The sequence below is a fragment of the Xanthomonas cucurbitae genome, from assembly GCF_002939885.1.
GTDB classification, from domain to species: Bacteria; Pseudomonadota; Gammaproteobacteria; order Xanthomonadales; family Xanthomonadaceae; genus Xanthomonas; species Xanthomonas cucurbitae.
Map to the genome: position 1 here is coordinate 24409 of NZ_MDED01000032.1, position 15505 is coordinate 39913.

At 62.6% G+C, this 15505-nt stretch carries 15 protein-coding genes; 10 read left to right on the top strand and 5 right to left on the bottom strand.

Annotated features, from left to right (window positions below):
* Positions 1–12: 12 nt before the first annotated feature.
* The 3 genes from XcuCFBP2542_RS15235 (at position 13) to XcuCFBP2542_RS15245 (ending at position 4804) form a co-directional block, all read left to right on the top strand.
* Positions 13–1920, top strand: a complete 1908-nt coding sequence (locus XcuCFBP2542_RS15235) for a polysaccharide biosynthesis protein (RefSeq protein ID WP_170067005.1) — start codon at positions 13–15, stop codon at positions 1918–1920.
* On the top strand, positions 1920–2813 hold the full coding sequence (gene galU, locus XcuCFBP2542_RS15240) for a UTP--glucose-1-phosphate uridylyltransferase GalU (RefSeq protein WP_104604556.1): 894 nt from the start codon (positions 1920–1922) through the stop codon (positions 2811–2813). Before XcuCFBP2542_RS15235 ends, galU begins: the two co-directional genes overlap by 1 nt.
* A gap of 143 nt (positions 2814–2956) precedes the next feature.
* Complete coding sequence (locus tag XcuCFBP2542_RS15245; protein WP_104604558.1) at positions 2957–4804, top strand: monovalent cation:proton antiporter-2 (CPA2) family protein; 1848 nt, start codon at positions 2957–2959, stop codon at positions 4802–4804.
* Between the two features lie 89 nt (positions 4805–4893).
* On the opposite strand, the gene XcuCFBP2542_RS15250 is transcribed toward XcuCFBP2542_RS15245, so the two are convergent.
* Positions 4894–5223, bottom strand: coding sequence for a DUF1244 domain-containing protein (locus XcuCFBP2542_RS15250; protein ID WP_104604560.1), 330 nt, complete (start codon positions 5221–5223; stop codon positions 4894–4896).
* A gap of 49 nt (positions 5224–5272) precedes the next feature.
* Between XcuCFBP2542_RS15250 and folD the strand changes: the two genes are divergently transcribed.
* The 7 genes from folD to XcuCFBP2542_RS15285 all read left to right on the top strand — a co-directional run bounded on the left by folD (position 5273) and on the right by XcuCFBP2542_RS15285 (position 13174).
* Entirely contained in the window at positions 5273–6184 is a 912-nt protein-coding gene (gene folD / locus XcuCFBP2542_RS15255; RefSeq protein WP_104604562.1) for a bifunctional methylenetetrahydrofolate dehydrogenase/methenyltetrahydrofolate cyclohydrolase FolD, read from the top strand.
* A gap of 189 nt (positions 6185–6373) precedes the next feature.
* Complete coding sequence (guaB, locus tag XcuCFBP2542_RS15260) at positions 6374–7831, top strand: IMP dehydrogenase (RefSeq protein WP_104604564.1); 1458 nt, start codon at positions 6374–6376, stop codon at positions 7829–7831.
* 121 nt (positions 7832–7952) lie between these two features.
* Positions 7953–9518: a glutamine-hydrolyzing GMP synthase gene (gene guaA / locus XcuCFBP2542_RS15265; protein ID WP_104604566.1), complete on the top strand. Its 1566-nt coding sequence runs from the start codon at positions 7953–7955 to the stop codon at positions 9516–9518.
* Between the two features lie 308 nt (positions 9519–9826).
* Positions 9827–11035, top strand: a complete 1209-nt coding sequence (locus tag XcuCFBP2542_RS15270) for a tyrosine-type recombinase/integrase (protein ID WP_016941853.1) — start codon at positions 9827–9829, stop codon at positions 11033–11035.
* Between the two features lie 284 nt (positions 11036–11319).
* Entirely contained in the window at positions 11320–11550 is a 231-nt protein-coding gene (locus tag XcuCFBP2542_RS15275) for a helix-turn-helix transcriptional regulator (protein ID WP_104604568.1), read from the top strand.
* A gap of 3 nt (positions 11551–11553) precedes the next feature.
* On the top strand, positions 11554–12435 hold the full coding sequence (locus XcuCFBP2542_RS15280; protein WP_104604570.1) for a helicase RepA family protein: 882 nt from the start codon (positions 11554–11556) through the stop codon (positions 12433–12435).
* Positions 12436–12475: 40 nt separating this feature from the next.
* Complete coding sequence (locus XcuCFBP2542_RS15285; RefSeq protein ID WP_249027662.1) at positions 12476–13174, top strand: ABC transporter ATPase; 699 nt, start codon at positions 12476–12478, stop codon at positions 13172–13174.
* A 200-nt stretch (positions 13175–13374) separates the two neighbouring features.
* Here XcuCFBP2542_RS15285 and XcuCFBP2542_RS15290 read toward each other — a convergent pair whose 3' ends face one another.
* The 4 genes from XcuCFBP2542_RS15290 to XcuCFBP2542_RS20100 form a co-directional block, all read right to left on the bottom strand.
* Complete coding sequence (locus XcuCFBP2542_RS15290) at positions 13375–13689, bottom strand: addiction module antidote protein (protein ID WP_048279629.1); 315 nt, start codon at positions 13687–13689, stop codon at positions 13375–13377.
* 5 nt (positions 13690–13694) lie between these two features.
* A complete protein-coding gene (locus tag XcuCFBP2542_RS15295) occupies positions 13695–13991 on the bottom strand; it encodes a type II toxin-antitoxin system RelE/ParE family toxin (RefSeq protein ID WP_048279626.1) in 297 nt (98 codons plus the stop codon).
* A 445-nt stretch (positions 13992–14436) separates the two neighbouring features.
* A complete protein-coding gene (locus XcuCFBP2542_RS15300) occupies positions 14437–14763 on the bottom strand; it encodes a hypothetical protein (RefSeq protein WP_032422605.1) in 327 nt (108 codons plus the stop codon).
* A gap of 2 nt (positions 14764–14765) precedes the next feature.
* Positions 14766–15173: a hypothetical protein gene (locus XcuCFBP2542_RS20100; protein WP_249027663.1), complete on the bottom strand. Its 408-nt coding sequence runs from the start codon at positions 15171–15173 to the stop codon at positions 14766–14768.
* Positions 15174–15505: the final 332 nt, after the last annotated feature.

Here is a 15505-nt window from a genome sequence, read left to right on the forward strand (position 1 = left end):
TCATGGATTCTTATGATTTCTTGGCGTGACCGTCTGACCAAAGCGTTGCCGCAAGTGGCGGTGGTGACCCACGACCTGCTGATGGTGTGGTTGTGCTGGCAACTGCTGCATGCCGGCCGTTATTCCATGCTGCGCGACGCCCCCGACCTGCCGCTGTGGGATTGGCGCACCGCGGTGGTGCTGGTCGCGCAGGGGCTGGTGTTCTGGAAGATGGGCCTGTATCGGGGACTGTGGCGGTTCGCCTCGGTGCCGGACCTGTGGAACATCTTCAAGTCCAGCTTCCTGGGCCTGGTGGCGATCGTGCTGGCGCTGTCCTACGACCGTCTGGACGGCGTGCCGCTGTCGGTTCTGGTGGTATACCCGTTTGCCTTGTCGGCCTTGCTGGGCACGCCCCGGCTGCTGTATCGCGCGTGGAAGGACTACCAGATCGCGCACTCCGGCGAGGTCGCGCAGCGGGTGCTGATTCTGGGCGCAGGCCGCGCCGCCGAAGGCCTGGTGCGCGATCTGCGTCGCACCGGCGCCTTCGTGCCGGTCGGCTTCCTGGACGACGCAGCCAACCTGCATGGCGCCAAGATCCAGGGCCTCAACGTGCTGGGCGACCTGGAGCAGGCCGCGTCGATCGCCAAGGAAACCGCCGCCAAGTTGCTGGTGATCGCGATTCCGTCGCTGGACGCGGCCGGCATGCAGCGGGTGGTGGCGATCTGCGAAAGCACCGGCCTGCCGTTCCGGATGGTGCCCAAGCTCATCAACGTGCTGGAGGGCCGTTCATTGCCTGGCGAGTTGAAGGAGGTGGCCATCGAGGATCTGCTCAACCGCAAGCCGGTCACGCCGGATTGGCGATTGATCCGCGACTGGCTGACCAACAAGACGGTGATGGTCACCGGTGCCGGCGGTTCGATCGGTTCAGAGGTCTGCCGGCAGTGCGCCCGCCATGGCGCGCGTCGCATCGTGTTGCTGGAAATCGACGAACTGGCCTTGCTCACCATTGATTCGGACCTGCGTCGCCTGTTCCCCGACATCGAGGTCGTCCGGGTGCTGGGCGATTGCGGCGACCCCGCCGTGGTTGCGCACGCCCTGCATACCGCCACCCCGGACGCGGTCTTCCACGCCGCCGCCTACAAGCAGGTGCCGTTGCTGGAAGAACAGCTGCGCGAGGCGGTGCGCAACAACGTGCTGGCCACCGAGAACGTGGCGCGTGCCTGCCAGCGTGCGCGGATCGAGACCTTTGTCTTCATCTCCACCGACAAGGCGGTCGAGCCCGTCAATGTGCTGGGCGCCAGCAAGCGCTACGCAGAGATGATCTGCCAAAGTCTTGACGCACGCGATGCGCCGACGCGCTTCATCACGGTGCGCTTCGGCAATGTGCTCGATTCCGCCGGCAGCGTGGTGCCGTTGTTCCGCGAGCAGATCCGGCAGGGTGGCCCGGTGACGGTGACGCACCCGGAGGTGACGCGCTACTTCATGACCATCCCGGAGGCGTGCCAGCTGGTGATCCAAGCCGCTGCCTCGGCCTCGCACGGGGCGATCTATACGCTTGACATGGGCGAGCCGGTGGCAATCCGCCTGCTGGCCGAACAGATGATTCGCCTTGCCGGCAAGCAGCCCGGCAAGGATGTGGCGATCCTGTACACCGGGTTGCGCCCCGGCGAAAAACTCCACGAGACGCTGTTCTACTCCGACGAAGATTACCGGCCCACCACGCACCCCAAGATCCTGGAGGCGGGCGTGCGCGAGTTCTCGCACGAACAGGTCTTGCAGTTGGTGACGCGTCTGCGCGAGGCGGTTAATCGTTATGACATCAAGGCCATGGAAACTGTGCTGGGCAGCCTGATGCCGGATTTCGCGGCGGCTCGACGGAAAGTCGACGCGCGATCTGATACGGTCGTGCCATTCCCCGCACGTGAGGTCAGAAGACTTTGATGAGCCAGCGTATTCGCAAGGCTGTTTTCCCCGTCGCAGGTCTTGGGACCCGCTTTCTTCCGGCCACCAAGACGGTGCCGAAGGAAATGCTGCCGATCATCGACAAACCATTGATCCAGTACGCCGTCGACGAGGCCATCCAGGCTGGCTGCGATACGCTGATCTTTGTCACCAATCGCTACAAGCACTCCATCGCCGATTACTTCGACAAGGCCTACGAGCTGGAGCACAAGCTTGAGCGTGCCGGCAAGCTGGAGCAGCTGGAGCTGGTGCGCCATGCGTTGCCGAAGGGCGTGCGCGCCATCTTCGTGACCCAGGCCGAAGCGCTGGGTCTAGGCCATGCCGTGCTGTGTGCCAAGCAGGTCGTGGGTGACGAGCCGTTTGCCGTGCTGCTGCCCGATGACCTGATGTGGAATCGTGGCGATGCCGCGCTGACCCAGATGGCCGATGTGGCGGAAGCCTCCGGTGGCAGCGTGATCGCGGTGGAAGATGTGCCCCACGACAAGACGGCCAGCTACGGCATCGTCTCCACCGACGCCTTTGACGGCCGCAAGGGTCGTATCAATGCCATCGTGGAAAAGCCCAAGCCGGAAGTGGCACCGAGCAATCTGGCGGTGGTGGGGCGTTATGTGCTCAGCCCGAAGATCTTCGAGCTGCTGGAGTCCACCGGTGCGGGTGCCGGTGGAGAGATCCAGCTGACCGATGCCATTGCCGAGCTGTTGAAGAAAGAGCAGGTGGATGCATTTCGTTTTGAAGGCCGGCGTTTCGACTGCGGTGCGCATATCGGCCTGATCGAAGCGACGGTGCATTTCGCGCTGGAGCACGAGAAGCACGGTGGGCCGGCCAAGGAGATCCTGCGCAGCGCACTGGCCGCAGCCGACGCACGCGGCTGATCGCCACACTTGGAGTCTGTGACGCGAACGACGCCCTCCGGCGTCGTTCGTCGTTTCGGGGCCGTCGACTGCGGTAGCGGGCGCAGCCGCCTGGCTTGTTGAAAGCAGGGCGTCGCCGCAGGCTTGCCGTTAGAATCCCGGGGATGAGCCAGGCTGCGCATTCCAGTGAACTCATCAATGTCGTGGCCCTGCTGGGCGCGGCGGTGGTGGCCATCCCGCTGTTCCGCCGGCTGGGCCTGGGGTCGGTGCTGGGCTACCTGGCGGCTGGTCTGGCGATCGGCCCGTTCGGATTGGGCCTGTTCGACGACCCGCAGGCCATCCTGCACGTTGCCGAACTGGGCGTGGTGATGTTCCTGTTCGTGATCGGGCTGGAAATGCAGCCCTCGCATCTATGGAGCCTGCGCCGCGAAATCTTCGGGCTGGGCAGCGCGCAGATCTGCGCCTGCGTGCTGGTGCTCACCGGCATCGGCCTGCTGCTGGGCTTCGCGCCGCCGGTGGCCTTCGTGGCCGCGTGCGGTTTCGTGCTGACCTCCACTGCCGTGGTGATGCAACTGCTTACCGAGCGTGGCGATGTCGCATTGCCCTCGGGCCAGAAGATCGTGGCGATCCTGCTGTTCGAGGATCTGCTGATCGTTCCGTTGCTGGCGATCGTCGCCTGGATGGGCGCCAGCGGCGATCCCCAGGCCGCCTCGCACCGTTGGCAGGAGATCGGCATCGGGCTGGCCTGTATCGTCGGCCTGTTGGTCGCTGGCCGCTGGCTGCTCAATCCGCTGTTCCGGATCCTGGCCGCGTCCAGAGCGCGCGAGGTGATGACTGCCGCCGCGTTGCTGGTGGTGCTGGGTGCCGCCCTGTTGATGCAACTGGGCGGGCTCTCGATGGCAATGGGTGCGTTCCTGGCCGGTGTGCTGTTGTCCGAATCCACCTTCCGGCACCAGATCGAGGCGGATATCGAACCGTTCCGCGGCATTTTGCTGGGCCTGTTCTTTCTGGGTGTCGGCATGAGCCTGGATGTGCGCGTGGTTGCCGCCGACTGGCGCCTGATCGTGACCGGCGTGCTGGCACTGATGCTCGGCAAGGCCGTGTGCATCTACGCGGTGGCGCGATTGATGCGCAGCGATCATCGCCAGGCGCTGGATCGCGGTGTGTTGATGGCGCAGGGCGGCGAGTTCGCCTTCGTGTTGTTCGCCGCGGCCGCAGCGTCGGGCGTGATCGATGCGCAGGTCAATGCCAGCCTCACCGCGATCGTGGTGCTGTCGATGGCGTTGACGCCGCTGTGCGTGCTGCTGCAGCGGCGCCTGACACCGGCGGCCGAGGTCTCGCTGGACGGGGTGGAAGCGGCCAGCGGGCAGACCGGCAGCGTCTTGATGATCGGCTTCGGCCGCTTCGGCCAGGTGGCCAGCCAGTCGTTGCTGGCGCGCGACGTGGACGTGACCATCATCGACAACGACATCGAGATGATCCGGAGCGCGGAAACATTCGGCTTCAAGATCTACTACGGCGATGGCACCCGGCTGGACGTACTGCATGCGTCCGGCGCACACAGCGCGCGGGCCATCGCGGTCTGCGTGGACGATCGCGAGGCGGCCAACCGGATCGTCGAGCTGGTCACGCGCGAGTTTCCGCATGCGCGCCTGCTGGTGCGCTCGTTCGATCGCAGGCATTCGCTGCAGTTGATCGCTGCCGGCGTGGACTGCCAGATCCGCGAGACCTTCGAGGCGGCGGTATTGCTTGGCCAGATGGCGCTTGTCGAACTGGGCGTGGACGAGGACGAAGCCAGCACGATCACCCGTGCGATCCGCCGCCGCGACGCCGAGCGCCTGGAGTTGGAAATCGCCGCCGGCACTGTCCGCGCGGGCACCGGATTGATGTACGGCAACATCAACCCGACGGTGCCCAAGCCCACGCCATTCACCCCGCCGCGGCGGGAGAGCCGCTCGCTCAATCGCGACGCGCCAGCGCCGGCGGGCGAGGAGCCCGCATTGCGTGAGTGAGCAGGGAGGGACGCTTGCCGGCGTCCGTTCGCCACCGCCGATCAGTGGCACGGCCGCCACGCCGAACCTGCCGGCCGTGCAATGAACGGTCAGCCGTGGCGGCGTTGCGCCGCGGCGAAGGCCTCGAGCTGCTCCGGGGTGGCTTCCTTCTGATGGTGCTGCTTCCACTGTGCGAACGGCATGCCGTAGACGGCCTCGCGCGCCTGTTCCTTGCTGATCGGCTGCCCCTGCGCCTCGGCAGCCTCGCGGTACCAGTCGCCCAGGCAATTGCGGCAGAAGCCGGCCAGGATCATCAGGTCGATGTTCTGCACATCGGTGCGTTGCTGGTTGAGATGCTGCAACAGCCGGCGGAATGCCGCTGCTTCGATGGCGGTGGTCGCGTCGTTGCTTGAAGTGCTGACGGGAGTGGTGTCGGTCATGACGGAATCGGGGACAATGGACGGCCTTCGACTCTACACCTGACGCCCCATGACCGCTTCTGCGCCAGTTGCCGCCGCTCCGGCCCGCCTTCTCGATGGTCGCCGCATTGCCGAAGACCTGCTCGACGGATTGAAGCGGCGCGTGGATGCGCGCATCGCGGCGGGCAAGAGCCGGCCGGGCCTGGCGGTGGTGCTGGTGGGAGGCGACCCGGCCTCGTCGGTCTACGTGCGCAACAAGCGCCGTGCGGCTGAAAAAGTCGGTATCGAGGCCTTCGACTACGACATGCCGCAAGGCATCAGCGAGGCGGAGCTGGCCGCGCTAATCGACGAACTCAATGCCGACCCAAAGATCCACGGCATCCTGATCCAACTGCCGCTGCCGGGCATTCCCGATGCCAACCGGCTGATCCAGCGCATCGACCCGCGCAAGGACGTGGATGGTTTCCACCCACAGAACGTGGGCCATCTGGCGCTGCGCGAATTCGGCCTGCGTCCGTGCACGCCGCGCGGCATCGTGACCCTGCTCGGCCATACCGACCAGCCGGTGCGCGGCCGCAATGCCACCATCGTGGGCGTGAGCAACCATGTGGGCCGGCCGATGGGGCTGGAGTTGTTGATCGCCGGATGCACGGTGACCAGCTGCCACAAGTTCACCCCGGTCGATGTGCTGGAGGCCAGCGTGCGCAATGCCGACATCCTGGTGGTGGCGGTCGGCCGGCCCGGCCTGATTCCAGGCGAATGGGTCAAGCCGGGCGCGGTGGTGATCGATGTCGGCATCAATCGCCTGGAAGACGGGCGCCTGGTCGGCGACGTCGGCTTCGATGCCGCCATGCAGCGCGCGGCCTGGATCACGCCCGTGCCGGGCGGGGTAGGGCCAATGACCGTGGCCACGTTGATGCAGAACACCATCGAGGCCGCTGATGCGGCCGGGATTGGGGAGTCGGGATTGGGGATTCGTTAAAAGCAACGGCCAAGCGCATGCGTCGGCCGATCCGGAGTGGGGCCGGGATCGGCGGGCCATCGGCATCTAGACAAACAGGCAAACGGCGGGGCGGTGCAAGGCTGCGCTGTTGCGAATCCCTGATTCCGACTCCCCAATCCCGGCCCCAATACGTTAAAATATCGCGCTTCCCCACACTCGGGTCCGCCGATGCTACGCATCCAGGCTGAAGCTCTTACCTACGACGACGTCTCGCTTGTCCCCGCCCATTCGATCGTCCTGCCCAAGGATGTCAGCCTGGCAACCCGGCTGACCCGCGACCTTCGGCTGAAATTGCCGATCCTGTCGGCGGCCATGGATACGGTGACCGAACACCGCCTGGCCGTGGCCATGGCCCAGCTGGGTGGCATCGGCATCATCCACAAGAACCTGACCCCTGCGCAGCAGGCGGCCGAAGTGGCCAAGGTCAAGAAGTTCGAATCCGGTGTCATCACCGAGCCGTTCACGGTACGCCCGGACACCACCATCGGCGAGGTGCTGGCACTGACGCGTGCGCGCAACATCTCCGGCGTGCCGGTGGTGGATGGCAGCGGGCTGGTTGGCATCGTGACCAGCCGCGACATGCGCTTCGAGAAGAAGCTCGACGATCCGGTCCGCCACATCATGACCAAGAAGGATCGCCTCATCACCGTGCGCGAAGGCGCCAGCGATGAGGAAGTGCTGGAGCTGCTGCACCGCAACCGCATCGAAAAGATCCTGGTGGTCAACGACGGCTTCGAGCTGCGCGGGCTCATCACCGTCAAGGACATCCAGAAGAAGACCGACAACCCCAACGCCGCGAAGGACGCGGCAACGCGGTTGCTGGTGGGCGCAGCGGTAGGCGTCGGTGGCGATACCGAGCAGCGCATCGAACTGCTGGCCGCTGCCGGCGTGGACGTGGTCATCGTCGATACCGCGCACGGCCATTCGCAGGGCGTGATCGACCGCGTGGCCTGGGTCAAGAAGACCTACCCGCAGCTGCAGGTGATCGGTGGCAACATCGTCACCGGCGACGCCGCGTTGGCCTTGATGGACGCTGGTGCCGACGCGGTCAAGGTCGGCGTGGGCCCGGGCTCGATCTGCACCACGCGCGTGGTGGCAGGTGTGGGCGTGCCGCAGATCACTGCGGTGGACATGGTGGCCGAAGCATTGCAGGACCGCATCCCGTTGATCGCCGATGGCGGTATCCGCTACTCCGGCGACATCGGTAAGGCGCTTGTCGCTGGCGCCTCCACGGTGATGGTCGGTGGCCTGCTGGCCGGTACCGAAGAAGCACCCGGCGAAGTGGAACTGTTCCAGGGCCGCAGCTACAAGAGCTACCGCGGCATGGGCAGCCTGGGTGCGATGGAGAAGGGGTCCAAGGACCGTTATTTCCAGGACGCCTCCGATGCCGACAAGCTGGTGCCCGAAGGCATCGAAGGGCGCGTGCCGTATCGCGGCCCGGTCGGCGGCATCATCCACCAGCTCATCGGTGGCCTGCGCGCGACCATGGGCTACGTGGGCTGCGCCACCATCGAAGACATGCGCACCAAGCCCAAGTTCGTCAAGATCACCGGCGCTGGCCAGCGCGAAAGCCACGTGCACGACGTGCAGATCACCAAAGAGCCGCCGAACTATCGCGCTGGATGATCGGGAATGGGGAATCGCGAATCGGGAATCGTAAGAGCCCGCCGCTTCCTCGTCCGATAGCAGCTGGCGCCGCGTTTGCTGTTGCGATTCCCCAATCCCGATTCTCGATTCCCGGCTCTCAATGACCAACATCCATACCGACAAGATCCTCATCCTCGATTTCGGCGCGCAGTACACGCAGCTGATTGCGCGGCGCATTCGCGAGCTGGGCGTGTATTGCGAGATCTGGGCCTGGGATCATGATCCGTCCGAGATCGCCGGCTTCGGTGCCAAGGGCATCATCCTGTCTGGTGGGCCGGAATCGACCACCTTGCCGGGCGCACCCGCCGCGCCGCAGGAAGTGTTCGGCAGCGGCTTGCCGGTGTTCGGCATCTGCTACGGCATGCAGACCCTGGCCGCGCAGCTGGGCGGGGCGACCGAAGCGGCCGACCAGCGCGAATTCGGTCATGCCGAAGTGGACGTGGTGGCCGCCGATGCCTTGTTTTCCGGCCTGACCGATCATGCCGGCACCTCGCGATTGAACGTGTGGATGAGCCATGGCGATCATGTTTCGCAGGTGCCGCCGGGCTTCACCATCACTGCGGTCACCGATCGCATTCCGGTGGCGGCGATGTCCAACGAGGACAAGCGCTGGTACGGCGTACAGTTCCACCCGGAGGTCACGCACACGCTGCAGGGCCAGACCTTGCTGCGCCGCTTCGTGGTGGATGTCTGCGGATGCCAGACCTTGTGGACCGCCGCCAACATCATCGACGACCAGATCGCGCGCGTGCGTGCGCAGGTGGGCGACGACGAGGTGATTCTGGGGCTGTCCGGTGGCGTGGATTCGTCGGTGGTCGCCGCATTGCTGCACAAGGCGATCGGCGACAAGCTGACCTGCGTGTTCGTCGACACCGGCCTGCTGCGTTGGCAGGAAGGCGACCAGGTGATGGCGATGTTCGCCGAGCACATGGGCGTCAAGGTCATTCGCGTCAATGCGGCCGACCGCTATTTCAGCGCCTTGCAGGGCGTCAGCGACCCCGAAGCCAAGCGCAAGATCATCGGCAACCTGTTCGTGGAGATCTTCGATGAAGAATCCAACAAGCTGGCCAATGCCAAGTGGTTGGCGCAGGGCACGATCTACCCGGACGTGATCGAGTCGGCCGGCAGCAAGACCGGCAAGGCGCATGTCATCAAGAGCCACCACAACGTCGGTGGCCTGCCCGAACACATGAAGCTGGGCCTGGTCGAGCCGCTGCGCGAACTGTTCAAGGACGAAGTGCGTCGCCTTGGCGTCGAACTCGGCCTGCCGCGCAGCATGGTCTACCGCCATCCGTTCCCGGGCCCGGGCCTGGGCGTGCGTATCCTGGGCGAAGTGAAGCGTGAGTACGCCGAACTGCTGGCCAAGGCCGATGCGATCTTCATCGACGAACTGCGCAAGGCCGACCTGTACGACACCACCAGCCAGGCGTTTGCGGTGTTCCTGCCAGTGAAGTCGGTCGGCGTGGTCGGCGATGCACGCGCCTACGAATGGGTGATCGCGCTGCGCGCGGTGGAAACCATCGACTTCATGACCGCGCACTGGGCGCACCTGCCGTACGACTTTCTCGGCACGGTCAGCAACCGCATCATCAACGAACTGCGCGGCGTCTCGCGCGTGGTCTACGACATCTCCGGCAAGCCGCCTGCGACGATCGAGTGGGAATGATCCCGCGTCCGGCATAGACTGGCACCAAAGAGCATTAAAGCACCCCTAAGCCCGCGTAATTGCGGGCTTTTTTCGTTCTTGGCGTAGCACTGTCTGGCAAATTTATGCATCGCCAAGCACCCCGTTTCTATGGCATGGTAGATGGTACGATTTGAACCTGATGCCATGTTCGGCACTCGATACCATGCCGCCTATGATGGGATGTTCATGGTATCGAATTTATGTAACCCATTGTCCTGGAAGAAGTTTTTTGGGGATATGTGGGGCTTTTTGAGCATGGTATTTTTGAGAGGAAACCCAACCCGACCATGCTGACTGATACCAAGCTGCGCAACCTCAAGCCAAAGGACAAGCTCTATAAAGTGAATGACCGTGACGGCCTCTACGTGGCCATCACGCCTGCGGGTTCGATTTCATTCCGCTACAACTACTCGATCCACGGCAGGCAGGAGACCATCACCTTCGGCCGTTACGGTGTCGGAGGGATCACGCTAGCGGAAGCCCGCGAACGGCTGGGCGAAGCCAAGAAGATGATCGCCGCAGGGAAATCTCCAGCCAAGGAGAAGGCGCGGGACAAAGCCCGCGTCAAGGATGCAGAGACATTCGGCGCGTGGGCCGAGAAATGGTTGCGCGGCTATCAGATGGCGCCCAATACCCGAGACATGCGCCGCTCGGTCTACGAACGCGAGTTAAAGCCGAAATTTGGCAACCAAAAACTGGTAGAGATTACCCATGAGGACTTGCGAGCGCTGACAGACGCCATCGTAGAACGAGGCGCACCGGCAACAGCGGTGCATTCGCGAGAGATCGTCTTGCAGGTCTACCGCTGGGCCATCGAGCGCGGCCAGAAGGTCGAGAACCCGGCCGATCTGGTGCGCCCCTCGACCATCGCCAAGTTCGAGCCGCGAGATCGAGCACTGACGCCCGATGAAATCGGCTTGATGTACCAGTACATGGAGCGCATTGGCACCACGCCTTCCATTCGGGCGGCCGCCAAGCTGCTGTTGCTGACGATGGTACGCAAAAGCGAACTGACTAACGCAACGTGGAGCGAGATCAATTTCACCGAAGCGCTTTGGACAATCCCCAAGGAGCGGATGAAGCGCCGCAACCCCCATTTGGTGTTCCTTTCTAGGCAGGCGCTCGACATTTTCATAGCTCTGAAAACCTTCGCGGGCGGCTCGGAGTACGTGCTGCCATCGCGCTATGACTCGGACTTGCCGATGAGCAGCGCCACGCTCAATCAGGTGCTCACGCTGACCTATCGTCTGGCCCAGAAGGAAGGGCAGTCGCTTGGCAAGTTCGGACCGCACGACCTGCGGCGCACAGCCAGCACGCTTCTACATGAGGCGGGCTATAACACTGACTGGATCGAGAAGTGCCTTGCGCACGAACAGAAGGGGGTTCGCGCCGTCTACAACAAGGCCGAGTACCGCGATCAGCGCCGGGCAATGCTTCAGGATTGGGCGGACATGATCGATGAGTGGACAATCAGGAAGCCCCGCCTCAAGGACTGATTCGGAGCCTTGAGACCTGCATTTTGTCGCGAAATGCCCACTTTGGTGGGCATTTTTTTGTCCCGAAATAGACGTTTGTTGGACAGTCTTTCTCTCCTAAATTTCCTTAAGAAAACTTCCTGAAAAACAAGAGATTGGGCGAATATCTCTGTCCCGAAACTATACGTTTGTCGGACGGTTAACCCATTGATTTTGAACGAAAAAATAGCCCATTAATGCTGGAAAACACCGGCATTGTGTAGCAATAATTAAACCTCGGACGATGACAAAACGAGGTATTCGGTGTGGAAAACGAATTAAGGAGAGCGAGTAAAGTTCTCATTAGCAAAAAGCAGCTGCTGGAGATGATTCCACTGTGCGAGCGCACGATCTACAACTTTGAAAAGCAGGGAAAATTCCCTCAGCGCATCGCACTTAGCAGTCGCAAGGTCGTGTGGGATTTAGCCGAGGTCGAGGCATGGATTGATGCGTGCAAACATTCCGGCTCGGCCCCTCGTCCCGGAATGGGGGCCTGAATTGTGGCGATTGACTTACGGGCAGCGTTCGAGAACGAACCGCCCACACTAGACTTTATTTGGCCGGGCTTCCTCGCAAAGACAGTAGGAGCGTTAGTGGCTCCCGGAGCCACAGGCAAGAGCTTCTGGGCGCTGGAAGCCGCAATGGCCATCGCGTGCAGCGTTGCCGGTGGCGATCTTGTAGGGCTTGCCCCCGCGTGCGCTGGCCGTGTGGTCTATTTCGCTGGGGAAGACCCAGAAGTCGCACTGGAGCGCCGTATCCATGCCATCGGTCAGCACCTGAATCAGCAGGCACGTGAAGCCATCGCGCAGAACCTCACCCTTGAGCCGATCATGGGTAAGCGCTTGAACGTGATGGATGAGCGGCACCTTGTCCGCGTCATTGAATTTTGCGCCGGTGCCCGGTTGATCGTACTGGATACCCTGAGCCGGATTCACGATCGGGACGAGAATAGCAACGGCGACATGGCACGACTTGTCGCCACGCTGGAGTACGTCGCGGTAAGCACTGGGGCGTCCGTCCTGTACCTGCATCATGTCAGCAAGGGCAGCGCCCGCGATGGGCAGACGGATCAACAGCAGGCAGCACGAGGAGCATCCGCCTTAATCGACAATGCCCGCTGGTGCGGCTTCGTCGCTAAGATGACCGCGGACGAGGCCAAGAGCCTCAGCGACCGCGCCTATGACCGTCAGCCCATCGGCAACGAACGAAGAGGCTTTTTTGTTCGCTTTGGTGTTAGCAAACAGAACTACGACGCCACCCCGCTCGATCAATGGTACAAGCGCCACGACGGCGGCGTCCTTGTGCCAGTGGAACTCTTAGCGACGACGAAGAAGGAGAGCACTCTGCACATCGTCAATGGAGGCGACGATGAGCGGTGGTAATGCCGTGACCCCCACCAGTACTAGCGCACAGGCGCGGGTAATGCTCTATCAGCCTAGCCAGCGCCCGCGATTGCGCGAAGGTGATTGGACAGATACATCATTTGGCCGCTGCCGCGTGGCAGGCAGGCTAGGCCAGAGGCACGCCGATATTGTGGAAGCGGTCCTGTACTGCGCAGAACGTCGGCGCCCTGTCTCTGATGGTGGCGTAGAGCTTCTGGTAGACCCCGCTCGGGTGAGAAAAACACTTTCCGACAGCCGCTACAGCTTTGCGCAGATCGAAAAGCTGTTGGCCGAGCTGCGAGCGGCGACGATCACAATTGAGACGCCACAATTCGATTTCCCAATAATCGGGGGATTGATTGATCACGTTATCCCATCGCCCATGACACGGCCTGATCCCCTAACGGGGGGAGAACGGAATCTATGGCGGGTGCGCCTTGGCGTAGCGCTGGTGATGCTGCTTGAGCATGACTTGAGTCTGTACTACGACCCAGCCCCCATTGCCCGCCTGCAGCATGGCATTAGCCAAGCGGTAGCGCGGCACGTTTTGAGCCACAAAGTAGAACCGACAGGCGGTTGGTATCTTGATACTGTTATCGTGGCCGTTGCTGGGATCGTGCCGAGCAAAGCAATGCGAGATGCTCGATTCAGGCTGAGAGAAGATGCCGACGAATTGAAGGCGCTCGGCCTGATTCTAGATGGCGACCGGGTGAGGAAAAAAGGTACTGGCGACGCCTAAAGCGTCGCACACCCGCCCGATAGCGTCGCACAACCGCCCGGTAGCGTCGCACACCCGCCCGAAACGTCGCACACCCGCCCGGAGTTAGCAGGATATTCAGGATATTCAGATCCTGCGCGGCACAGCCCGCGCTTGAGGCGCGGTCCGGCCTTGCCAGTCGGCCTACGGCCGTAGGGCACCAAAAAGGGAAGGGCGAGGATCTAGGCTCCTGCGGCCGGTGCGGGGCCGCCGTGGGTTGGTTTGAAAGTGAGCCGCAGGCCAAGCGCCTGAGCGACTTTCACAACGGTTGCGAGGCTCGGATTGCCATCGCCTGAAAGGGCCTTGTCCAGCCCTTGGCGGCTCATTCCTACGTCGCGGGCAAGCTGGCTAAGGTTGCGGGCACGGGCCACGTCTCCGAGCGCCGCCGCGATCAGTGCGGGGTCACCGTCCTCCATCACGGCATCGAGATAGGCCGCAATATCGTCCTCGGTCTTGAGATAGTCCGCCGTATCGTAGCGGCTGAATTTGACTTCCATCTTGGTCACTCCTTCCACTGCGCTGCAATGGTCTTGGCTAGGGCAATGTCCCGCTCCTGACTGCTCTTGTCGCCTCCACAAAGCAGCAGCACCACCAAGGGGCCGCGCCGCATGAAATAGACGCGATAGCCGGGGCCGTGGTCGATCCGCATTTCCGACAAGCCTTCGCCTACCGGCTTCACGTCGCCGGGGTTGCCAAGGCTCAAGCGCCGAATGCGCGCCTCGATCCTCGCACGGGCCTGACGATCACGAAGGCCGACAAGCCAGCGGTCGAATAGGTCGGTTTTTATTAGCTCGATCATGTGTCAACTATAGTTGCTAATTGGGCGAGTGTCAACTGTAGTTGCTAACACTAAGTCGGCTGCCGCAGGGAGCCTTCCTTTGGTGCCAGATTTTACGCGCCCGACGCTTTCGTCCGGCACAGCCGGGAGTAGCCCGTGGATTACCCACCGCGCCATTTGCACCTGGTCAGACCCAGGAAGGGCAAAGAACGATCAGGCACCAAAAAAAGGGCGAGGCAGCGCCAAGACTGGCTAATGAGCTGTAAATGCGTCGCAAAATGGCCATGTATGGCCCACAGGCGTGTTTTTTCACCACCTCCTATGGGGTTGTAGCGCCCGGCACGAAAAATTCAGTAGAGCGAGATACAGGCCGTTTTCGCGGTGTGTAATAGACGGAGCTGCTGCGGCAGGAAAACAAAACCCCGCGTTCAGGCGGGGTTGTGGGTGATGGAACTGGCTGTGCTCGTCAGCGATTGATGACCCTGCCTCGCTGCCGTTCTTCCTCTTCCATCTGAAGGATGGCCATTCTCACACGCTCTACCAGTACCACCTGATTCTTGTTGCCGAAAAGTGGCATGCGATTAAGCATACCCATGCCGCCGTAGAAATGCGCAGCGGCAGGCAGAGCCAATCGGTTCACACGATGCTGTAGTGCCGTGTACTGCTTATCCAGTGCATCGAGCTGCGGGCCGAAGCCTTTGCGTCGCAGCCATTGACCAAGCGCCCACATACCAATACCGAGAACAAAAAAGCCGCCGAGCATCATCAGGCCAAAAAATATATCGTTCATCATGATTACGTCTCCGATTGAGAGTTAACGCTAGAAGCCATGCCGGGCACATTGAGCGCGCCGACGTCTCCGGTGCTAGTGGTGTCCGATGCCGGACGAATAATGTTGGATTCCGCTTGTGCAGTCGGCTCCGCGCCGTCATCAGGCGTTGGACTGTTACCGCCGGGGACTGGAGGGGGAGAACCGGTGCCCCCAAGCGAAAGCCCGTGGGAGCTTTCCATGCCGGGTACGCTGATAGCGCCCAGCACGCCAAGCGCCCGTGTGGCCACCTCGGCGCCCTGCGCAACAGCCTTGCCGTTGCCGCCAGTCCCTTCTTTTGGTGTCATCTGCCGTTGCTGCGCGACGGCTTGCTGATCCATATCGTCGTCACCACCCTTCGCAGCTTTTCCGGCCTGTTTTGCGGCTTGCTTCAAGCTGCTGCCTGATTCTTGGCTAGCAGGCGAAGCGGCCGCCGACACTGGATTTTCCGATCCTGACGCGGCACCACCCCCGACGCGAGAACCTGCGGCCTTTGCGGTCGCACCGCCGCCCCCTCCTGTGCTTGCGCCAATTCCAGCGCTGCCGACGCCCGTCGCACCACCGATGCCCCCTGCGGTACTGCCGCCTGCCATGCTGGCGTTCAATGCGGAGGCCAGTCCACCACCCGCGGCACTCCCCCCATGTCACGATAGTTGTCCGCTCCCCTGAATCCTCAGATGGAGACCGCGATGGCCCGCTACAGCCCCGAACTCAAAGACCAGATCGT

Coding starts and splice junctions, on each gene's coding strand:
- XcuCFBP2542_RS15235 (WP_170067005.1), top strand. CDS start 13: ATGATTTCTTGGCGTGACCGTCTGACCAAAGCGTTGCCGCAAGTGGCG.
- galU (WP_104604556.1), top strand. CDS start 1,920: ATGAGCCAGCGTATTCGCAAGGCTGTTTTCCCCGTCGCAGGTCTTGGG.
- XcuCFBP2542_RS15245 (WP_104604558.1), top strand. CDS start 2,957: ATGAGCCAGGCTGCGCATTCCAGTGAACTCATCAATGTCGTGGCCCTG.
- XcuCFBP2542_RS15250 (WP_104604560.1), bottom strand. CDS start 5,223: ATGACCGACACCACTCCCGTCAGCACTTCAAGCAACGACGCGACCACC.
- folD (WP_104604562.1), top strand. CDS start 5,273: ATGACCGCTTCTGCGCCAGTTGCCGCCGCTCCGGCCCGCCTTCTCGAT.
- guaB (WP_104604564.1), top strand. CDS start 6,374: ATGCTACGCATCCAGGCTGAAGCTCTTACCTACGACGACGTCTCGCTT.
- guaA (WP_104604566.1), top strand. CDS start 7,953: ATGACCAACATCCATACCGACAAGATCCTCATCCTCGATTTCGGCGCG.
- XcuCFBP2542_RS15270 (WP_016941853.1), top strand. CDS start 9,827: ATGCTGACTGATACCAAGCTGCGCAACCTCAAGCCAAAGGACAAGCTC.
- XcuCFBP2542_RS15285 (WP_249027662.1), top strand. CDS start 12,476: ATGCTCTATCAGCCTAGCCAGCGCCCGCGATTGCGCGAAGGTGATTGG.
- XcuCFBP2542_RS15290 (WP_048279629.1), bottom strand. CDS start 13,689: ATGGAAGTCAAATTCAGCCGCTACGATACGGCGGACTATCTCAAGACC.
- XcuCFBP2542_RS15295 (WP_048279626.1), bottom strand. CDS start 13,991: ATGATCGAGCTAATAAAAACCGACCTATTCGACCGCTGGCTTGTCGGC.
- XcuCFBP2542_RS15300 (WP_032422605.1), bottom strand. CDS start 14,763: ATGATGAACGATATATTTTTTGGCCTGATGATGCTCGGCGGCTTTTTT.